The sequence below is a fragment of the Kitasatospora sp. NPDC042419 genome (assembly GCF_056437345.1).
In genome coordinates this window covers 1-17,999 of sequence record NZ_JBWKAW010000063.1, presented here as the reverse complement: position 1 = coordinate 17,999, position 17,999 = coordinate 1, and the positions used below count along the sequence as shown (strand labels likewise).

The 17,999-nt window shown below is 76.5% G+C and carries 16 protein-coding genes; 2 read left to right on the top strand and 14 right to left on the bottom strand.

What is annotated here, in order from left to right:
- Positions 1 to 327: 327 nt before the first annotated feature.
- The gene (locus tag AC067J_RS43070; protein WP_478308329.1) at positions 328 to 948 is read right to left on the bottom strand and encodes a TIGR03086 family metal-binding protein; all 621 of its coding nucleotides are present in this window, start codon (positions 946 to 948) and stop codon (positions 328 to 330) included.
- A gap of 712 nt (positions 949 to 1,660) precedes the next feature.
- Between AC067J_RS43070 and AC067J_RS43065 the strand changes: the two genes are divergently transcribed.
- Positions 1,661 to 2,914 carry a serine hydrolase domain-containing protein gene (locus AC067J_RS43065; protein WP_478308327.1) on the top strand — a complete coding sequence of 418 codons (1,254 nt, stop codon included), beginning with the start codon at positions 1,661 to 1,663 and terminating at the stop codon, positions 2,912 to 2,914.
- On the opposite strand, the gene AC067J_RS43060 is transcribed toward AC067J_RS43065, so the two are convergent.
- The 8 genes from AC067J_RS43060 to AC067J_RS43025 form a co-directional block, all read right to left on the bottom strand.
- Positions 2,893 to 6,366: an AfsR/SARP family transcriptional regulator gene (locus AC067J_RS43060; RefSeq protein ID WP_478308326.1), complete on the bottom strand. Its 3,474-nt coding sequence runs from the start codon at positions 6,364 to 6,366 to the stop codon at positions 2,893 to 2,895. The two genes, AC067J_RS43065 and AC067J_RS43060, sit on opposite strands and share 22 nt — an antisense overlap.
- A gap of 184 nt (positions 6,367 to 6,550) precedes the next feature.
- Positions 6,551 to 7,288 (bottom strand): hypothetical protein, encoded by a 738-nt coding sequence (locus AC067J_RS43055; protein ID WP_478308325.1) that lies wholly within the window; start codon positions 7,286 to 7,288, stop codon positions 6,551 to 6,553.
- Positions 7,289 to 7,563: 275 nt separating this feature from the next.
- Positions 7,564 to 8,286, bottom strand: a complete 723-nt coding sequence (locus AC067J_RS43050; RefSeq protein ID WP_478308324.1) for an anti-sigma factor family protein — start codon at positions 8,284 to 8,286, stop codon at positions 7,564 to 7,566.
- On the bottom strand, positions 8,283 to 8,843 hold the full coding sequence (locus tag AC067J_RS43045; RefSeq protein ID WP_478308323.1) for a sigma-70 family RNA polymerase sigma factor: 561 nt from the start codon (positions 8,841 to 8,843) through the stop codon (positions 8,283 to 8,285). Before AC067J_RS43045 ends, AC067J_RS43050 begins: the two co-directional genes overlap by 4 nt.
- A 58-nt stretch (positions 8,844 to 8,901) precedes the next feature.
- Positions 8,902 to 9,987, bottom strand: coding sequence for a DUF1996 domain-containing protein (locus tag AC067J_RS43040; protein WP_478308322.1), 1,086 nt, complete (start codon positions 9,985 to 9,987; stop codon positions 8,902 to 8,904).
- A 60-nt stretch (positions 9,988 to 10,047) separates the two neighbouring features.
- Positions 10,048 to 10,692, bottom strand: a complete 645-nt coding sequence (locus AC067J_RS43035; protein ID WP_478308321.1) for a hypothetical protein — start codon at positions 10,690 to 10,692, stop codon at positions 10,048 to 10,050.
- 247 nt (positions 10,693 to 10,939) lie between these two features.
- Positions 10,940 to 11,566, bottom strand: coding sequence for a cysteine hydrolase family protein (locus AC067J_RS43030; protein WP_478308320.1), 627 nt, complete (start codon positions 11,564 to 11,566; stop codon positions 10,940 to 10,942).
- Positions 11,567 to 11,829: 263 nt separating this feature from the next.
- Positions 11,830 to 12,822, bottom strand: a complete 993-nt coding sequence (locus AC067J_RS43025; RefSeq protein WP_478308319.1) for a GlxA family transcriptional regulator — start codon at positions 12,820 to 12,822, stop codon at positions 11,830 to 11,832.
- A 323-nt stretch (positions 12,823 to 13,145) separates the two neighbouring features.
- Between AC067J_RS43025 and AC067J_RS43020 the strand changes: the two genes are divergently transcribed.
- The gene (locus AC067J_RS43020; RefSeq protein WP_478308318.1) at positions 13,146 to 13,670 is read left to right on the top strand and encodes a hypothetical protein; all 525 of its coding nucleotides are present in this window, start codon (positions 13,146 to 13,148) and stop codon (positions 13,668 to 13,670) included.
- A gap of 51 nt (positions 13,671 to 13,721) precedes the next feature.
- Here AC067J_RS43020 and AC067J_RS43015 read toward each other — a convergent pair whose 3' ends face one another.
- From AC067J_RS43015 to AC067J_RS42995, 5 genes are all read right to left on the bottom strand, one after another.
- The gene (locus AC067J_RS43015; RefSeq protein ID WP_478308316.1) at positions 13,722 to 14,129 is read right to left on the bottom strand and encodes an SgcJ/EcaC family oxidoreductase; all 408 of its coding nucleotides are present in this window, start codon (positions 14,127 to 14,129) and stop codon (positions 13,722 to 13,724) included.
- Between the two features lie 109 nt (positions 14,130 to 14,238).
- On the bottom strand, positions 14,239 to 14,889 hold the full coding sequence (locus tag AC067J_RS43010) for a rhomboid-like protein (RefSeq protein ID WP_478308314.1): 651 nt from the start codon (positions 14,887 to 14,889) through the stop codon (positions 14,239 to 14,241).
- Positions 14,890 to 14,920: 31 nt separating this feature from the next.
- On the bottom strand, positions 14,921 to 15,271 hold the full coding sequence (locus AC067J_RS43005; RefSeq protein WP_478308313.1) for a hypothetical protein: 351 nt from the start codon (positions 15,269 to 15,271) through the stop codon (positions 14,921 to 14,923).
- Between the two features lie 272 nt (positions 15,272 to 15,543).
- Positions 15,544 to 16,137 carry a DUF4291 domain-containing protein gene (locus AC067J_RS43000; RefSeq protein ID WP_478308312.1) on the bottom strand — a complete coding sequence of 198 codons (594 nt, stop codon included), beginning with the start codon at positions 16,135 to 16,137 and terminating at the stop codon, positions 15,544 to 15,546.
- A 141-nt stretch (positions 16,138 to 16,278) separates the two neighbouring features.
- Positions 16,279 to 17,853, bottom strand: a complete 1,575-nt coding sequence (locus AC067J_RS42995; RefSeq protein ID WP_478308311.1) for a hypothetical protein — start codon at positions 17,851 to 17,853, stop codon at positions 16,279 to 16,281.
- Between the last annotated feature and the right edge of the window lie 146 nt (positions 17,854 to 17,999).

The window sequence follows — 17,999 nt, the reverse complement described above, 5'->3', positions numbered from 1 at the left end:
CATCGTCGACGGTGGGTGACGGTCCCTCTGCCGGGGGTGGTGGAGAGGGTGGTGGGCGACCCGGCTCCGGGTGGCCCGCACCACAGCCCTCACCCTGCGTGTCGCGATCATGGAGCCCGGTGACGATCGGGGCCGCCTTGCGGGCCCGCAAGCACGCCGTCGGCCCGGTCGCGGAAGAGGCCGACCCCTCGGAGAGGAAGAGGCCGATCCCCGGGACCGGTGGTCCCGGGGATCGGCCTCATGAACGCGGCTCTGCCGCCCGCGCCCGGCTCCGCACCCGCGCCCGCGCGCGGATCCGCGCCCGGTGTTCGGTAGGGGGGTGTCCGCTCAGAGTCGGTCGGGGGAGCCGGGGGACCACTGCGGGTCGCGGCCGGTGAGGGCCAGCAGCAGGTCCTGGGAGTCGGCGCCCGGTGGCGCGGTGCGGGGCGGGTCGAAGCGGCCGGTACGGGCCAGGTCGCGGTAGCCCCGGAACTCCGCGAGTGCGTACCGGGCGGAGTCCTGGGGCATCCGGCCGGTCTCGCCCAGCGCCCGGGCGAGGTCCCAGCCGTGGACGACGGTCTCGGCGGTCAGCTCCCGCGCGTAGCCGCCGACATCGCGCACCCCGTAGGACAGGTGGACCAGGAGGTCGGGGGCGCCCGGTCCGTTGAGCGCGCGCACCGCGCTGTCCACGGCCATCGTCCACACGCCGAGGGGGTTGCGGCCCAGGACGTCGCCCTCGAAGCGGTGGCCGATCTGCTCGGGGGTGTAGCCCGCCACGGCCTGGCAGACCCAGAGGTGCTGCGCGGCAAGGTGGTTCACCAGTGTGCGCACGTCCCAGGCGCGGCAGGGGGTCGGCGCCGTCCAGCGGTCCTCGGGAACGGCGCGCACCAGCCTGGCCACCTCCGCTCCGGCGGCGGCGTAGTGCTCGCGGACCTCCGCATGGAACCCGAATGGGTGGGGACAGTCCATCGCCGGGCCTCCGTCTCCTGCCCTGCTCACTACCAGTGAACCTCTCCGGGGCGCGACATGCCAGACGTGCGGAGCCGGGGGCCGGCGGCGCGGCCGGACGGTGACCGCGGCGTCACCCTGGGCGCCCGGGTCCGTCGGGTGGGCGGGCGCGGCGCGTGCGGCGGGCGGCGGTGACTCCTGCGGCCCTCGGGGAAACGGGAGTTGACGCGGCGGCGGACGTGACCCCGGGCTCTCGCCGGTGCTTCCGAGGACGTGACGGCGCTCCGCCTCGGCGGGCCGCCCGCGCGCCGGGGTCCGTGGCGGGGGCGTCGACCGGGAGTCGACCGGGATTCGACGGAGGCCGCCGCGACGGCCACCCAGGGTCACGAGAACGACCCGGCTGCCGGGCGCCACCGCGGGCTGACCGCGACCGCACCGGCCGGCGAGCGGTGGGCCCGCCGGCTGACAGCGTGTTGTGCGCGGTCTGCCAGCGGGTGCGCGGAGGCTGTGGTCGTCCGGATCGGCCAGAGTGCGGAGGAACGGTTCAATGTCCCAATTTGCTTCTACGTCGGGTCGCGCGGTGTGGTCACGCTGGCGGCGGGTGGTGCCGGCGGTGGTGACGGCGTCGGGTCTGGCCGTCGGGCTGGCCGCGCCCGCGGTCGCAGTCCCCGCCCCGGCGGGACCGGCCGCACAGTCCGCCCCGGCGGGACCGGCCGCGCGGTCCGCCCCGGCCGTGGCTCGGGAAGGCGCCGAGGCGCAGCGGGCCCGGTTGGCGGAGCTGGCCCGGAAGGTGGTGGAGGCCGGGGCCCCCGGGGTGATCGTGCGGGTGGACGACGGCCGCGGCCTGCCCGTCGAGATCGTCGAGCAGGCCCCGTGGGCCGAGCGGAACCACCGCCTCAGGGCGGGCGACGAGTTCCGGATGGGCTCCAACACCAAGACCATGATGGCCACCGTCGTGCTGCAACTGGTCGCCGAGGGCAGGCTCGCCCTGACCGACCCGGTGGAGAGGTGGCTGCCGGGCCGGGTCCCGAACGGCGGGGCGATCACCCTGCGGATGCTGCTCAACCACACCAGCGGCCTGTTCGACTACACCGAGGACGGTGCCGTCCTGGCCTCGATCCTCGGCGACGACCGGCGGCGGTGGACCCCCGCGGAGCAGCTCGCGGTGGCGGTGCGGCACGAGCCGCTGTTCGCCCCCGGCGCGCAGTGGTCGTACAGCAACACGAACTACGCGGCGGTCGGTGCCGTCCTCGAAGCGGCCACCGGGCAGAGCCCGGCCGACCTGATCCGTGACCGGATCGCCCGCCCGCTGGGCCTGCGGCACACCTACCTGGCCACGGACTCCGCCTGGCGCGGCCGGTACGCCCGCGGCTACGAGCCGGACGCCGCCCACATGCCGCCGGGCGTGCCCGTCGACTTCCGGGTGGTCGCCGGGCAGCGCCGTGACGGCCATGTGGACGTCTCCGGCAACAGCCCCAGCTGGGGCGGGACGGCCGGGGCGGTGGTGTCCACCGCCGAGGACTGGTCCCGCTTCTACCGGGCGCTGATGTCCGGCAGGCTGCTGCCGGCCGCGCAGCTGGAGCAGTTGCGCAGCACCGTCCCGATGGACGCGGAGGACCCGGACGGGCCCGGCTACGGGCTGGGCATCGAGACGGGGGCCACCCCGTGCGGCACCGTCTGGGCGCACGGCGGGGGAATCACCGGGTACAGCAGCGCCAACTACACCGACAGCACCGGCGGGCGCACCGCCACGGTGCTCGTTCCGACGGAGTTCCTGTTCGAGTTCGGGGCCGACCAGGGGCTCGTCGAGGCCGACCGGGCGCTTCGGAACGCGGTGCTCTGCACGATGTTCGGCAAGCCGGTTCCGGCACCGGCTCCGGTTCCGGCTCCGTCGGCGGGTGCCGGTGCCGGTAAGGGTGCGGCTGCGGTTCCGGCGGGGGCGGTGCCGCCCGTCGCCGGTGTGGCTCAGGCGGGTCGGCCGGGCTGACGCGGCCGACCTGGCCGACCGGGCTGATCCGGCGGTGGGCCCGGTCGGGCTCCGGGTGCGGCGATGACCGCCGACGCGAGGCCCCTGGCCTCCGTCCGCGGCAGCGCCGCACCCGCGGCGCGGGCCGCCGCGAACCCGGCCCCTAGCGCCGCCGCGGCCCGCCGTTCGACCCCGCGGACGACGGCGTCGCCGGGATCGTCCGGCCCCCGCAGCGCGGCGGCGGCCCCGAGCAGCCGCGCCGCGCGCTCCGGCCGGCCCCGGCCGAGCTCGATCCCCGCGACCGCGGCCACGATGCCGGCCGCCACCGGGGTGTCCCCGGCCAACATCAGGTGCACCGCCGGGTGGTCGAGCCGGCGGGCCGCGTCCTCCGGGAGGCCCTCCGCCGTGTCCACCTGGGCGAGGACCGCCAGCAGCAGGGCGGTGAGGTGCGACGGGGCCGTCCGGCCGCCGGGCGCCCCGGCCAGCGCGGCCTGTGCGTGTGCGCGGGCCGGCCCCGGCCGTCCGGCCTGCCACTCCAGGCGGGCCAGGCCCAGCCGGACCTGCGTCCACGACTCCGACGCCCCGGCCCGCGTCACCTCGTCGAGCAGGCCGTCCAGTCGTTGCCGTCCGCCTTCCACGTCCCCGGCCTGGGCGATCGTCAGCGCGGTCTGCACGTCGTTCTCGATCGAGTACTCCCGGATGTCGAGATCCTGGAAGTACCGGGTCGCCGCCTCGTGCAGGGCCAGCGCGCCGGCCGGGTCGCCGGACCGCTGCCGGATCGACCCCAGGGTGCTCAGCGTGGTCGCCGCGCCCCACCGCTCCCCGAGCTCCTCGAAACCGGTGAGCGCGCGGGCGAGCAGGTCCGCCGCGCCGGCGAGGTCCCCGGTGCGCAGGGCCAGCAGGCCCCGGACCGTCAGCCCGAACGACCGGCTCCACGGGTCCTGTCGCCGCTCGCCCGGGCTGTCCGGCCCGTCGGGGGAGGTGGGCGCGTGGGGAGAGACGGGTATGTCGGACGTGTCGGGGGAGGCGGGAGCGCTGGGGGGCGGGGCCGGTCGGGCGGCTGCGACCGCCAGCCTGGCCATCTCCAGCAGCGGGTGGACGGCGGGGTCGATGCCCTCGGTCGCACACACCAGCCGGTGGACGGCGGCCTCCGCCTCCTGCGGCGGGCCGACGGCCTCGGTGCCGAGCGTGTGCGTCACGACCACCAGTGCCCTGGCCACCGGATCGGCCGGCCCGGGGACCTCCAGCACCCGGCCGAGCAGGTCCAGCGACTCCGGTGGGTTGCCCCGCATGGTCCAGAACCAGCACAGTGCCGCGCCGAACCGGACGGCCGTGCCGGCGTCCCCCGCCCCGGCCGCCCAGTGGACCGCCGCGAACAGGTTGTCCCGCTCGGCCGACAGCCTTGCCAGCCAGCGCAGTTGGTCACGGGTTCGCAGCCGGGGCTCCGCGCGCTCGGCCAGGTCGAGGAGGAAGCCGCTGTACCGCGTGCGGACGGCCTCGGTCTCCGCCCGCCGGGCGAGCTGCTCCAGGCCGTACTCCCTGATGGTCTCCGGCATCCGGTAGCGCAGCTCCCCGGTGTCGGCTGACCAGATCGGGTGGAGGAGTGACCTGTCGGCCAGTGCGGACAGCAACTCCTGAACGTCGTCCGGGAGTTCGCCGGTGTGGGCGTCAACTTCGAGGAGGCCGCCCGGGTGGGGGCCGAGGTCTCCGACCGCCCGCGCCGCGTCCTCGGTGAAGCTGCCGGGCACCACCGCCAGCCGTTCCAGGAGCGTCCGCTCGCCGTCGGCCAGCAGGTCCCAGCTCCAGGCCACCACGGCGCGCAGGGTCCGGTGCCGGGGCAGCGCGGTGCGGCTGCCCCCGGTGAGCAGCCGGAACCTGTCGTCCAGGCGGGCCGTGACGACCTCGATCGGCAGGGTCCGCAGCCTTGCCGCTGCCAGTTCGATCGCCAGCGGCAGGCCGTCCAGGCGGCGGCAGATCTCGACGACCGCCGGCAGGTCGTCGTCCGCGGTGAAGCCGGGACGCACCGCGGCGGCCCGGTCGTGGAACAGCCGGACCGCCGCGCAGGCCCGGGCCTGCGCGGCCGTCGCACCCGGTCCGGGCAGCTCCAGCGGGAGCACCGGGTGCAGGGTCTCGCCGTCGATCCGCAGCGGTTCGCGGCTGGTGGCCAGGATCCGCAGCCGGGGGCACCGGGCGAGCAGGGCCCCGGCCAGTGTCGCGGCCGTCTCGATCACGTGCTCGCAGTTGTCGAGGACCAGGACGAGGTCGTCGTCCGCCACCGCCTCGACCAGGCGGTTCAGGACCTCCCCGGGCGTACCGGGGCCGGTGCCCGCGGAGGGATCGGACGGGAGGCCCGGGGCCGGCGGGCGTTCGGGGGTCGGTGGGCGTTCGGGTGCGTCGGCGTCGCGCACCCGCAGGGCGTCGAGCGCCGCCCGGGCCACGCCCTCCGGACCGACGGGGGCCAGGGCGACGAACCACACCCCGGCGGCGGGCGTGAGCCGGTGGCCGGCGGTGCCGGCCAGTCTGGTCTTGCCGGAGCCGCCGGGGCCGACCAGGGTGACCAGTCGCGCCCGGTCCAGCAGGCCGACCACCCGGCGGACGTCCTCCCGGCGCCCGACGAAGCTGGTCACCGGGGCGTCCAGGTTGCCGTGCACCCGCGGTCGGTGCCCTCGCTGCGGGTGCGGGTGCGGGTGCGGGTGCGGGTGCGGCGGTCGGCCCGGCCGCTGGGGCGGGTGCCGGGGTGTCTCGCCGCGCAGGACGGCGAGGTGGGCCGCCTGGAGCTGTGGCCCGGGGTCGCTGCCGAAGGTCTCGGCCAGCCGGTCGCGCAGCCGCTGGTAGGCGGCCAGTGCCTCGGCGCTCCGGCCGCCGGCGGCGAGGGCGCGGAGCAGCTGGGCCTGCAGCCGTTCGTGCAGCGGGTGCTCCGTGGTCAGCGACTCCAGTTCGGCGACCAGGTCGGGGCCGGGGCCGCCCAGCGCGAGTTCGGCCTCGATCCTGTCCTCCGTGGCGACCAGCCAGGCCCGTCCGAGCCGCTCGGCCTCGGCGTCGGCGAACGGTGCCTCGCGGACGTCCGCGAGCGCCGGGCCGCGCCACAGCCCCAGGGCCTCCCGCAGCGTCGCGGCGGCCTCGGCGGGCCGGTCCTGGGCCAGCAGCCGCCCGCCGGCCCGGGCCAGCCGCTCGAACCGGACGGCGTCCACCGCGTCGGCCTCGACGGCCAGCCGGTACCCGGCGGGCCCGGAGGTGAGCAGTGCGGGGCCGCCCAGGACGCGGCGCAACCGGGACACCAGGGACTGCAGCGCGTTCGCCTGGTCGGTGGGCGGCGCCCCGCCCCACAGTGCCTCGGCCAGGAGCTCCGGCCGGACGGCGCGTCCGGCGTCCAGCGCCAGCCGGGCGAGCAGCGCCCGCAGTCGCGGACCGCCGACCGGCGCCGGGCCGGCGCCGGTGTCCAGCACCAGGGATCCGAGGAGGCCGACACGCACGCGCTCACTATCGCAGCACCGTCTGCTTGATCGTCAAGTCGCGGGTGCCGGGGCCGGGCTGGGTCCGTGGGGCCGGGAGTGGTCGGGGTCGGGGTCGGGGTCGGGTGCGAGTCCGTGCGGACGTGCCGGAGGCACCGCAGCGGGTGCGGTGCCTCCGGGCTGTGCGGCGGGCTGTGCGGCGGGGTCAGGCCCTCGCGAGGACCCAGGCGCCGAGGCCGCCGCACCCGCTCGCCTGGTAGGTCGTGGAGCGGAAGCCGGGCGGGATGGGCGAGCCGGGACAGGTCCACAGGCCCGCCCGCGCGATGTTGTGGCGCCAGGAGCCGGCTCCGCTGCAGCCGCTCGCGATGTAGTCCGTGCTGACGTACCCGGCGACGACGGGGGAGCCGCCGCAGGTCCAGATGCCGTCGCGGGCGAGGTTGTGGCGCCAGGCGCCGACGCCCGCGCAGCCGCTGCGGATGAGGTCGGTGATCACGTAGCCCGTGACGACGGGGGAGCCGCCGCAGGTCCAGATCCCGTCGCGGACGAGGTTGTGGCGCCAGTTCCCGATGCCGTTGCAGCCGCTCTGCGTGTGGTCGGTGATGACGTACCCGGTCACGACCGGCGAGCCCGAGCAGGTCCAGATGCCGTCCGTGGCCGGCTGCTGGTACCAGGAGCCGGAGCCGCTGCACCCGTTGCGGTCCCAGGCGGTGACGACCCATCCGGCCGTGATGGGTGCGCCGGAGCAGGCCCACCGGCCGGAGGCGGTCGACGACGACGGGGCCGCGGCCGCGTCCGACGTCCCGGCCGTGGTGCCCGCGAGGACGAAGGCCGCGATCAGCGCGAGGGCGCCCACGGTGGCGCCGACCCCTCGGCGGACGACCGCGCGGAGGATCCCGCGGACGATCGAGGCTGCCGGGTGCTTCCACAATTGACGGTCATGCATGGTCAATTCACTCCAGTCCTGTCGACGGGCACGCGGAAACGCGCCCCGTTGGTCGGGGAAACCGGGCGGTGGAACGGCCTCACCCTACGCGGAGGTCCTGTGGACGTGGTGTGACCGTGGAGTGGAGGGGTAACCTTGGCCGAAAATCTGACATGAACGCGATGAAGCGGCGGGCTGGGGACGCCGCTCCACCCCGCGACTGGGTGGCCGGTGGCCGGGTGGCCGCCCCCCCCCGAGCGGGGAGCGGCCACCCGGCCACCGGCCACTCACGGCCGCTACAGCGGAACCGTCACGAACGTCCGACCGGACTCGTTCACGACCGACACCGACGCGACGTCCTCCGGCGCGACCAGCGCCGACCCGTCGAGCGTGGTCCCGGCCTCGGCGCCGGCCGCCGAGACCAGCCAGCTGCCCGCGTCCACCGTCCTCCCGTCCTTGCCGGTGACCACCAGACGGCAGCGCTGACCGGCCGGGATCCCGGAGACCGCCGCACTCACCCGCACCCAGCCCGCCGCCGGGGTCACCGCCAGCGTCATCCGGGCACCGGTGGACCGCTCCGTCACCGAGGCCGTCCGCGTGCCCGCCGGAGGAGGCGTCACCCCGGCCGAGGACGGAGCGGGACCGGTCGCCACCGGCTCGGCGGAGATCGTGTTCCGGCCCAGGACGACCCCCGCGGCCAGCACCGCCGCGGCCGCGGCCACCGCCGCCACCCCGACCCAGGCCCGGCGCCGGCGCACCTCCGAGCCCCGCTCCGCGCGGGCCCGCCGCAGCGTCCGCTGCAACAGCAGGTCGCCGCCCTCGGGCGGCCCGTCCACCAGCAGCTCGGGCGGCACCTCGCCCAGGACGCGTTCCAGCTCCCGCAATTCGGCCACCTCCCGGCGGCAGGACGCACAGCCGGACAGGTGCTGCTCGACCGACTCCACGTCCGCCGGCTCCAACGCGCCCAGGACATAGGCGCCGACGAGCCCCGCGCTCTGCTCGTGCTGCTCCGTGCTCATGCCGTCACCTCCTTCAACGTCCCGGCCCCGCCGGCGTACGACCGCTTCAGCGCCCGGAGCGCGTAGTGCGCCCGGGACTTGACCGTCCCCGGCGGCACGCCCAACTGCTCCGCCGCCTCGGCCACCGACAGTCGCTGGAAGTAGATCGACCGCAGCACCTCCCGGTGCTCGGGCGACAACTGCTCCAGCGCCTCCGTCATCACCAGCGTCTCCACCACGCCGTCCGCGTGGTCGCGTTCCACCGGCACGGTCGCCATCTCCTCCGACACCTCGGCGACCTCGGCCGGGCGCGCGGCCCTGGCCCGGAACCGGTCGGTGATCAGATTGCGCTCCACCGTCAGCAGCCAGCCCCGCACCGAACCCCGGGCCTCGGTCAGGGCCTCGGGGTTGCGCCAGGCACGGATCAGGGTCTCCTGGACCACGTCCTCGGCCGCCGCCCGGTCGCCGGTGAGCCGGACGGCGTACGCGAGCAGCGCGCCGCCGTGTTGCTCGTAGAGCGTTCGGATCAGTGCCTCGTCGGCCGCGTCGTGCCGCGCACCGGGTCGTGTCCTCGCCATCCGCCCATTCCTCCGTCGTCGGGTGCCACGAACAGCACGTACGGCGCGGCCGTCCGGTTCAACCGGATTCCCGACAGGTGCGGTTCCGGTTCAGGCAGGCCACGACGGCTGCCATCCGGTCGTCGTCCATGAGGCCGATGAACACCCCGTGGTCGGTGCGCGGACTGTGGCGCTGCTCCGGGAAGGCGTCCAGTGCGAAGTCCCTGCCCGGCGGAGGCCGGTACCCGATGGTCACCCGCAGGTGCGGGATCGGGAAGGTGCTGCGCGGGCAGACGCCGGACGCGGACGGGAACACCGCGTGGGCCCGGTGGCCGGGGCTGTCCGTGCGGCGCCCGTCCCAGCAGCTGGGGAAGTCGAGGGTCCGGGTGAGCAGGCTGCCGGCCGGGCAGAGCGGATAGCGGTCGGTCGTCCGGCCGGGGAAGCCGGTGCAGCCCCACTGCGCCCGGGCGTCCGCGCCGCCGTCGGTGGCGGCGGTCGGGCTCCCCTCCAGCAGGCGCAGGAAGCGCGGCATCGGCACCACCTTGCTCCACGCGTTGCCGCGGAACTCGACGGACACCGTCTCGGGGACGAGGATCTCGCCGGTGTTGCCGTGGCCGTCGTCCGCCGCACCGGCGGCGCGGGCGTCGGGCTGTGGGCGGGATGGTGAGCCGTGCTGCGTGCCGGGCCGGGCGCCGTGCTGTGCGCCGTGCTGCGCACCGTCGGGGCGGTCCGTCCGGCGCAGCACGGGCCAGTAGTAGCTCGAACGGTCGCCGCCCGTGCAGCTGGTCCCGGCCGCGGCGAGGCTCTCGTCCGTGGACAGGGCGTCCGTGGACAGGTTGCCGACGTAGTCGTGGGTGTGGTGCGCCCCGCCGACGACGCCCGGTGAGATCACCACGTTGTCGGTGTTGCGGTGCCCCTCCTGGTTGCGGCCGCAGTCCTGGGTGAACGAGCCGGTGGAGGCGTCCGGGCCGGCCGCCTCCGGTGGGGGAGCGGCGACGGCGACGGCGCCGATCCCGACGAAGTCGCTCGGCCGCGGGGCCGCCGGCCACAGGCGCACCGCCAGCAGCGACAGCCCCAGGACGAGGCAGAGCAGGACGCCGACCGGAAGTGCGGCGCCCCCCGGCAGGTGGTGACGGCGGCCCAGGTGCACCGCGACAGTCTCCACGGCGGGCTGCTGCGGAGGCAAGGCGGCTCCGCGCGGCCGCCCTGCCCCGGCGGGGGAGGGTCAGTAGCCGTTCGAGGAGCCCGACGAGGGGGTGGTCGCGCCCGCGGCCGGGGCGGAGCCCTGTCCGGTCGCGGCCGCGGCCTTCTTGCCCTCGGGCGTGCTCGCGAACCAGGTGCCGCCGACGCCCTGGCCGTTGACCTGGCCCGGAGCGGTGTCCCCGGCGAAGCGGTACAGCGGCCAGCCGTTCAGGGTCAGCTGCTTGCTCCCGTCGGGCCGGGTCACGCTGCCGACCAGGGCCGAGGGGACGCCGGTGACCTCGACCTTGTCCTGCGCGGTGGCGGGCGGCCACTTCGCGGCGCAGGCGTCGACACAGGTGGTGGTGGAGGGCTTGGCGGTGTCCTTGTCGAACCGGTACAGGGTGCGTCCGGTGGCGTCCGTGACGATCGGGCCCAGCGTGGCCGAGTCGACCGCCACGATGCGTGCGGACTGGGTGGCCGGGGCGGCGGAGGAGGCCGGGGCGGTGGCGGTGGCGGCCGGGGTTCCGGGGGCCGCGGGGGCGGGGGAGGACGCGGCGGCGGCGCCGGGCGCCGGCGCGGCGGCACCGGTGGAGGTGTCCTCGCCGGGCCCGCAGGCGGTGGCGGTGAGCACGACGGCGGCGAGGCCGGCGGCGGCGAGCAGACGACGGCGACCGGTGAACTTGGGCATGGCGAACTCCCCCTGTTGGTAGGTAGGTTGGCGCTGAGAGCGTCGCTGTGACGCTTGCACCCCCAACACGGATCCGGTCGCGGAGCGGTTCAACTCCGGCGGATTTTTTTTCGGCGGGGAGTCGATTTCTCCGAGGCGCGCCCGCAGTGCGGTGCCGCGCTCGTGCCCGGCCCCGTCCCCGGCCCGTCCCCGGCTCAGGTCAGGCCGGGGACGGGGACGGGCCGGGTCGGGTCAGGCCGGGACCGGGTCAGGCGGGGAGGTCGTCGACGCCGGCGACGGTGAGCCCGAACAGGTCGGTGACGGTGGTCAGCGCGGCCGACTGGAGGGCCGCGGCGGGCAGCACGGTGCCGTCCGGACCGGCGAGCGCCCGGGTGGCGGTGGCCCCGGCGACGACGGTGGGCCGGTAACCGAGCTTGAAGGCGCCCTGGGCGGTGAAGGTGACGCACATGTGCGTCATGAACCCGGCCAGGACGAGGTCCTTGCCGCTGTCCGGGCCGAAGCCGAGGCCGACCAGGGTCTGCGTCAGTTCGGTGGCGTGGAAGGCGTCGGGGAACTGCTTGACCACGACCGGCTCGCCGTCGACCGGTGCCACCTCGGCGCTGATGGAGCCGATCTCTGCGCGGATGTCGTAGGGCGTGCCCTCGCCGCCGTCGTTGACGACGTGGACGACCGGCGTGCCGGCGGCGCGGGCACGCTCCAGCAGGCGGGCCGCGGCGGTGAGGGCCTCCTCGGCGCCGTCCAGCGCCATGACGCCCGTGCGGTAGGTGTTCTGGAAGTCGATCATGATCAGGACTGCCTCGGCCAGCCGGGGCGGCCGGTTGTCCAGGCCGATGACGTCGCGCAGGGTCGTGGACGGGGTCGTGGTGGTGGTCATCGTGGGGCCTTTCGTCGGGTGGGACGGACGCGCCGCCCCGGGAGGGGCGGGCGGGAGGTGCGGGGGTGCGCGGAGGTGCGGGGCGCGGGGCGCGGGGCGCGCGAGGAATCCGGGCAGGCCGGAAGACGGCACGGCGGAGGGAGGTGTGGCGGAGCCGGTCGTCCCGCCTCGTCCGGCCTGGTCCTGTCCCGTCTGGCCCCGTCCCGCCTCGTCCCCTCTCGTCCCGGCCGGGGCGGGAGGGTGCGGCGGTCGGATCCGGGGGGTCAGCCGGCCTGGGTGCGGAAGCGGCGGCGATAGGCCGCCGGGGTGGTGGCGAGCTGCCGCCTGAACGCCCGGTGCAGGGTCTCGGCCGAACCGAGCCCGGCCGCGGCCGCCACCCGGTCGAGCGGATCGTCGGTGGTCTCCAGCAGGCGCCGGGCCGCCTCGACGCGCGCCGATTCGATGTAGACGCCCGGTGTGGTGCCGGTCTCCTGCTTGAAGACGCGGGCGAAGTGCCGCTCGCTGAGGCACATCCGGGCGGCCAGCGCCCGAGCGGACAGCTCCTCGTCGAGATGGTCGGCGATCCACAGGCGCAGCTCGTCGATGTCCCGGCGTCCGGCGGCCGGGCGGCTGAGCGGGACGGAGAACTGGCTCTGCCCGCCCTGCCGCTTGAGGTACACCACCAACTGCCGGGCCACCGCCAGGGCGGCCTGCTCGCCCAGGTCCTCGGCGACCAGGGCCAGCGAGAGGTCCAGGCAGGCGCTGATGCCGGCCCCGGTCCACAGGCGGCCGCGGTCGGTGCGGACGAAGATCGGGTCCGGGTCGACCGTGACGCCGGGGTGGTCGGCCGCGAGCTGGTCGGCGGTCGACCAGTGGGTGGTCGCGGTCTTCCCGTCCAGCAGGCCGGCCGCCGCCAGCAGGTGCGCGCCCACACAGACCGACGCCACCCGCCGGGCGTGCGGGGCGGTCTCCTTCACCCACGCCACGACCGCGTCGTCGATCCGGGCCCGCGGACCGCCGGCGGTCATGTCGACCGCGCCCGGCACCAGCAGGGTGTCCACCTGCCCGCCGACGTCCTCGAAGGCCACGTCGGTGAGCAGCCGCACCCCCGCGGACGTGCGGACCTCGCCGACCGCGGGCCCGGCGAGGCGGACCTGGTAGCCGGCGCGGCCCGCCGTCTCCCGGTTGGCCAGCGCGAAGACCTCGGCCGGGCCGGTGACGTCGAGGAGGTCGACGTCGGGGAAGACCGCGATGACGACACGGTGCGGAGTGGGCATGCACCCATCCTGGCCCGCTGCGGGGCATGGCGGCAATGACGGTTCCCTGTCACATCCGGACACGGCTCCGGCTCCGGCGCCGGCGCCGGTCAGGGGCGGGGCGGTGCGGGGCGGTGCGGGGCGGTTCGGGGTGGTGCCGGCTGGTCCGGTGCGATGCGGGCCGGACCCGGCGTGCGGGGCGGTCACCGCGCCTGCGGACGAGCCCTCCGACCGTCAGGGGAACGTCCCGATCCTCCATCGGGACAGACCAGTTGGGCGCCGCCGCGACCGGCCGCGGGTACCCGTCGACGTCGGTGTCGTTCCCGGTCGCTAGGGTGCGGCGCATGCACTCGCTGATCGCCGCCGTCCGCCGACACGACGAGACCGCCCGCTTCCTCGCCTGGCCGGGTGACTTCGACCTCGACCGGGGGGACCACGTCGAGGAGGTCCACCTCGCGTCGGGCGCGGCGCTGGAGGGATTCGCGGGCGACGGGGCCGGGGGCACGTACTTCTTCTGCGGGGCCGGCGGTGAGGAACGTCCGGTCCTGTACGCCGACTCCGAGGGCGGCGCGGCGCTGGTCGCGATCGGCCTGCCGGAGCTGCTGAAGCTCCTCCTGGTCGCTCCCTGGTGGCGCGACTGCCGCACCTTCACCGCGGAGGAGAGCGCCGAGTCGGCGGCCGAGTACCTGGCCGACATGCCCGACCTGGCGGACCGGCGGGCCCGCGCGGCCGAGGCCCTCGGCCTCGACCTTCCCGGCGAGGGCGAGGCGCTGGCCCGCCTGCGCGAGGTCGCCACCGGCGCGGGGAGCGACTTCGTCCTGGTCTTCACGCCGGAGGGGACGCCCTACGAACCGCTGATCACGGGCTGAACGCGCACCGCGCGCCGAGGGTGCCCGGTGGCGGGTAGCCGGAGAGGGGAGCTACTCCGCTCCGGTGGTGTCCGGGAACGAGTGGTGCTCGTGCGCGACCACCCAGCGGCCGTCCTCCTTGCGCAGCCCCAGGGTGAGCCGCAGGCGTCGGGCGGGCCGTTCGGCGAGGTCCGCCGGGGTGCCGCAGCGCAGCAGGGCGTGGGCGAAGGCCACCTCGGCGCCTGCGGTGACGTCGAGCGACTCGATCTCGAACGCGGCCCCCTGGGCCTGCCACTCGAAGAACGGCGGCCAGGTGTCGCGGTACGCGTCGATGCCCCGCACGCCCTCGTACGGCGGCGGCACGTCGAACATCACGATGTCCCGGGCGTGGTCCGCGAGGACGCCGGCGAGGTCGCCCCGGTGGACCGCCGAGGCCCAGTCCTGCACCAGTGACCTGATCCGGTCTTCCTCGGTCGTCATGGTCAGGATGCTGCGCCCCGCAGGGCCGGCCCGCAACGGCAGCGGCCCGGCCACCGGCCCGCCCGAGCAGCTCGAACGGCGCCCGGCTGTCGCTAGGACAGCCGGGCGGTCAGGGCCGGACGGGGGTCGGGGTGGCCGGTTCCGGGGTGCGGCGGGCTGCCGTCCGCGGGCGGAACCGGTGCACGCCCGCGATCAGGAGGCCGGCGGTGAACGCGAGCACGTGGCCGACTGCGGACACCGCGCCCTCACCGAGACCGCTGAGCAGGGCGGGGGCGGCGATGGCGAGCATCACCAGCCAGACCGCCCGCCACCACAGCGGGCGGGCCCGGCAGACGGCCACCGCCATCGCCGCGACCACGACGTAGGACGGACCGGTGTCCAGCGTGTGCGCCTCGGCGGCCGGCAGCGAGCCGTGCTCGATGCGCCACCAGACCAGCGCCTCCGTCAGGACGGTCGCGCCGACGTGCGCGAGCGCCAGCGCCGCCACCGCACGGCGGGCGCCGAGCGCCGAGACCACCGCGAACAGGGACAGCGCGAACACCGGCCACACCCACGCGCTGTCCTGCGGCACGAAGACCGACACCACCAGCGCCTCCACCGGGTGGCCCTCGGGCCACGGGTGCAGGTTGGCGAGGTTGGTCGACGCCCACTCCCGCAGCCCCAGCACCCGGTCGGGCGGCAGCAGCTCCAGGGTCGGCCACATGGCGGTCAGGACGGCCACGTACCAGGCCGCGGGGTTGCGGACGAGCCCACGGATCATGACGACCTCACTCCCTGTCCGGCGGGCCCGGTCAGCGGGAGCGCCGACGCGGCCGGGTGCTGCCGGCCAGGGCCGCCCCGGCCGCGACCGCCACCACACCGGCCGCCATCAGCCCGTTCCGGGACCGCCAGGACAGCACCGACCAGCGGGAGTTGGCGGACAGCAGTGAACCGAGGCTGAGCCACGAGCCGGCCGAGAGCGCGGAGAGCGCCGAGCCGGCGGAGCCGACCGACAGCACACTGCCGACCGAGCCCACCGACAGGACGGACCCGACCGAGCCGATCGACAGGACCGAGCCCGCCGAGCCGACGGACAGCACGGAGTCCTTGGACCAGAGCGCCAGCGAGGCGGTCGAGGACGGGGATGCGTTGCGTTGCGACATCCGCCGATCGTATGCCGCCGGGTCGCCGCCACGCCGAGGCGGACCGCGCGCGGGGGTGGAGTGTCCCGACCGGGGGCTTTTCGAGGGTGCCTGAATCCCGGTCAGGGTGCCCCGGTCGAACGGCTGTCCGCTGGACCGTCCGGAGCGGTGACCGGTGGTCAGACGATCGGCCGGTGCGGTACGCCGGTCGCCGGCCGCTTCGCCGGCGGCTTCGATACGAACCGGCGGACTTCGACGCGTGGTTCCTGGGTCCGGACCCGGGCCGGCCAGGGTCAGCGGTGCAGGTGGGCCAGCATCCCGTCTGGGGAGGGGTAGGGGCGCTCGGAGGGCAGGAGCCGCCGGGCGCCGTCCTGATCGCCGTCACGAACGCGCTGCCGGATCCGGTGCGCGAGCGCGGTCACGTCGGTGACTCCCACCGTCCACTCCTCCGCGTAGCGGTGGGCGGCGATCCCGGCGAGACCGAGCTGGAGCGAACGGTGCGGCAGCGGCCGCAGGTGCAGGTCGCGTTCGGGATCCCACTGGACCCGGGCCGGAGCACGCCGCAGCAGGCTCTTCCAGGCGGCCCGGTCCGGGTGCAGCCCGCGTTCGTAGTGGGCCGGGCAGGCGTGCTCCAGCGCCCACTCGAAGCCCGCGCGGCTGATCTCGACGGCGAGGACGGTCTCCTGGCCCTCCTTCGTCCCCCACCCCGAGCGGTACATCATCCAGAGGAACGAGGGCTTGATCCACGTCATCCGGTCGCGCTTCCACTCGGCGGGGAAGCGGCCGTCACGGGCCGCCGGGAGGCCGATCTCCGGCGGGTACGCCTGGTAGACGGTGACGGTGGAGGCCGTGTGGACGGCGCGGATCCGGTACGCGGGTTCTGCCATGCCGCCCAGCGTGGCGGTGCCGCCCCGGCGCGGGCCAGCGAATTACCCGGAGCCCGCGAACGGCCGGGCGGGCCGGGCGTGATGGTGGAGCAGTGAGAACGGCGGGGGCGGGCGTGATGGTGGAGCGGCGGGGTCGGCCGGCTAGCGGGGACTGCCGGGGTCGGCGGCGGTCCCGGTCAGGTCGGCCAGCAGCGCCGGCAACGGGCCGTCGAACGCGGGGAGCCGCTCGGCCAGTGCCCGCCAGAACCCGGGTCCGGCATCGAGCGCGGCCCGTCCGACCGTCTCGGCGAGGAGCGCGAGCCAGGCGTCCCGGCCGGGCGCCTGCGGGGAGAGCCCGCGTCCGTCGCGCAGGACCTCGTAGGCGGGCCGGGCGGCGGCCAGTACCGCCCGGTCGTCGAGCACACCGGTCCGGCGGACAGCGTCGATCACCCGGCTCACCCGGCTCGTGTCGGCCGGCCGGGGCACCGTCGCCAGCGCGACCAGGGCGGTGGCCGGCCCCCGGTCGGCCAGGGCGGCCAGCCGTTCACGCGGGAGCGCGCGGGCCAGGGCGTCCGGGAACCCGGCGCGGTCGGCGAGGACGACCAGCACCGGCTCCGGCAGCGGCGCGGCGCTCTGGGCCCGGACCAACGCGGGCCAGTCGGGGCTCCCGGCCGTGCCGCAGGCGGCGTTGAGCACCACCTCCGCCTCGACCGGCCCGGTGCACCGCCGCAGCTCGGCCGCGAGGCCCCCGGCGCGGTCGGCGGTGGGGCCGTCCGCCAGGTCGGCGGTGGCGGGCGGGAGGGGTGGCGTGCTCCGGGCCGCCAGCAGCCGCCGCAGCCCGGAGTCGTAGGAGGCTCGGCCCTCCAGGTACCGGTCCAGCCGCGAGTCCAGACCGTACAGCCAGGAGCAGGTCTCGGCGCCCGAGCCGGTGCTGTAGGCCCAGCGGGCGAACGGCACCCGCGGCGGGACGCCCGCCTCCCGGAACCGGTCCAGGGCCGTCGCCCCGATCACGCGGTGGCCCTGGAGCCGGCCGAGCGGGTACTCGGCCATCCGCTCCAGCTCGGCGTCGCCGAGCCGCGCCACGATGCCGGCCAGGACCTCGGGCGGCGCCTGCGCGAGGATCCGCAGATCGGGCAGCTCCTCCGCCGCGGCCGTTCCGACCGCCGCCTCCTGCTCCGCTCCGACCCCCTGTGTCGCTCCCGCGTCCCGCGCCGCTCCGGCCGTCGGTGTGTCGAGTGACCGCAGCAGCCGGCGCAGGCTGCCGCGGTACCCGGGCAGCCGCGCCGCGGCGGCGTACCAGGCGCGCTCGTCGGTGCCGAGCTCCGCGCGCAGCGACGTGCCTACCGCCGCCCAGAAGGCCGTGGTCCAGCGGCTCCCGTTGTGGTCGTACCCGTCGACGGCCCGGACCAGCACGTCCAGCCGAGGCGTCCCGTACAGCACCTCGGCCGCGGTCGCCTCGCTCAGCACGTGGCGCAGCAGCGCGGGCCGCAACTCGCCGATCCGGGGCAGCCCCGGCCGCCACATCCACCCGGGCAGCTCCTGCCGCCGGACCACCAGGCGGTTGGCGACCGCCGGGTCCCAGGGGCTGAGCAGCGCCGCCGTCACCTCGTCCGGGCAGTCCCGACGCGCGATCAGTGCCCGCTGCTGCCTGCGCCCGAAGGGTTCGTGCCGGTGGGCGGCGCCGAGCGCGGTCCAGTCCACGGGCCCGGCGGCCAGCAGCGCGTCGCACTCCAGCACCGTGCCGGCCGCGCGCAGCCCGCGGACGAGCTCGGCCGTGGCGCCGGCCCCGGCCGGCGGCCCCCCCCGGTGCCGCGCGGGGGGGGGGCCCGGCGCCCGGCGCCGCGCGGGCGGGGGGGGGGCCCGGCCCGGCGGGGGCCGGCCCG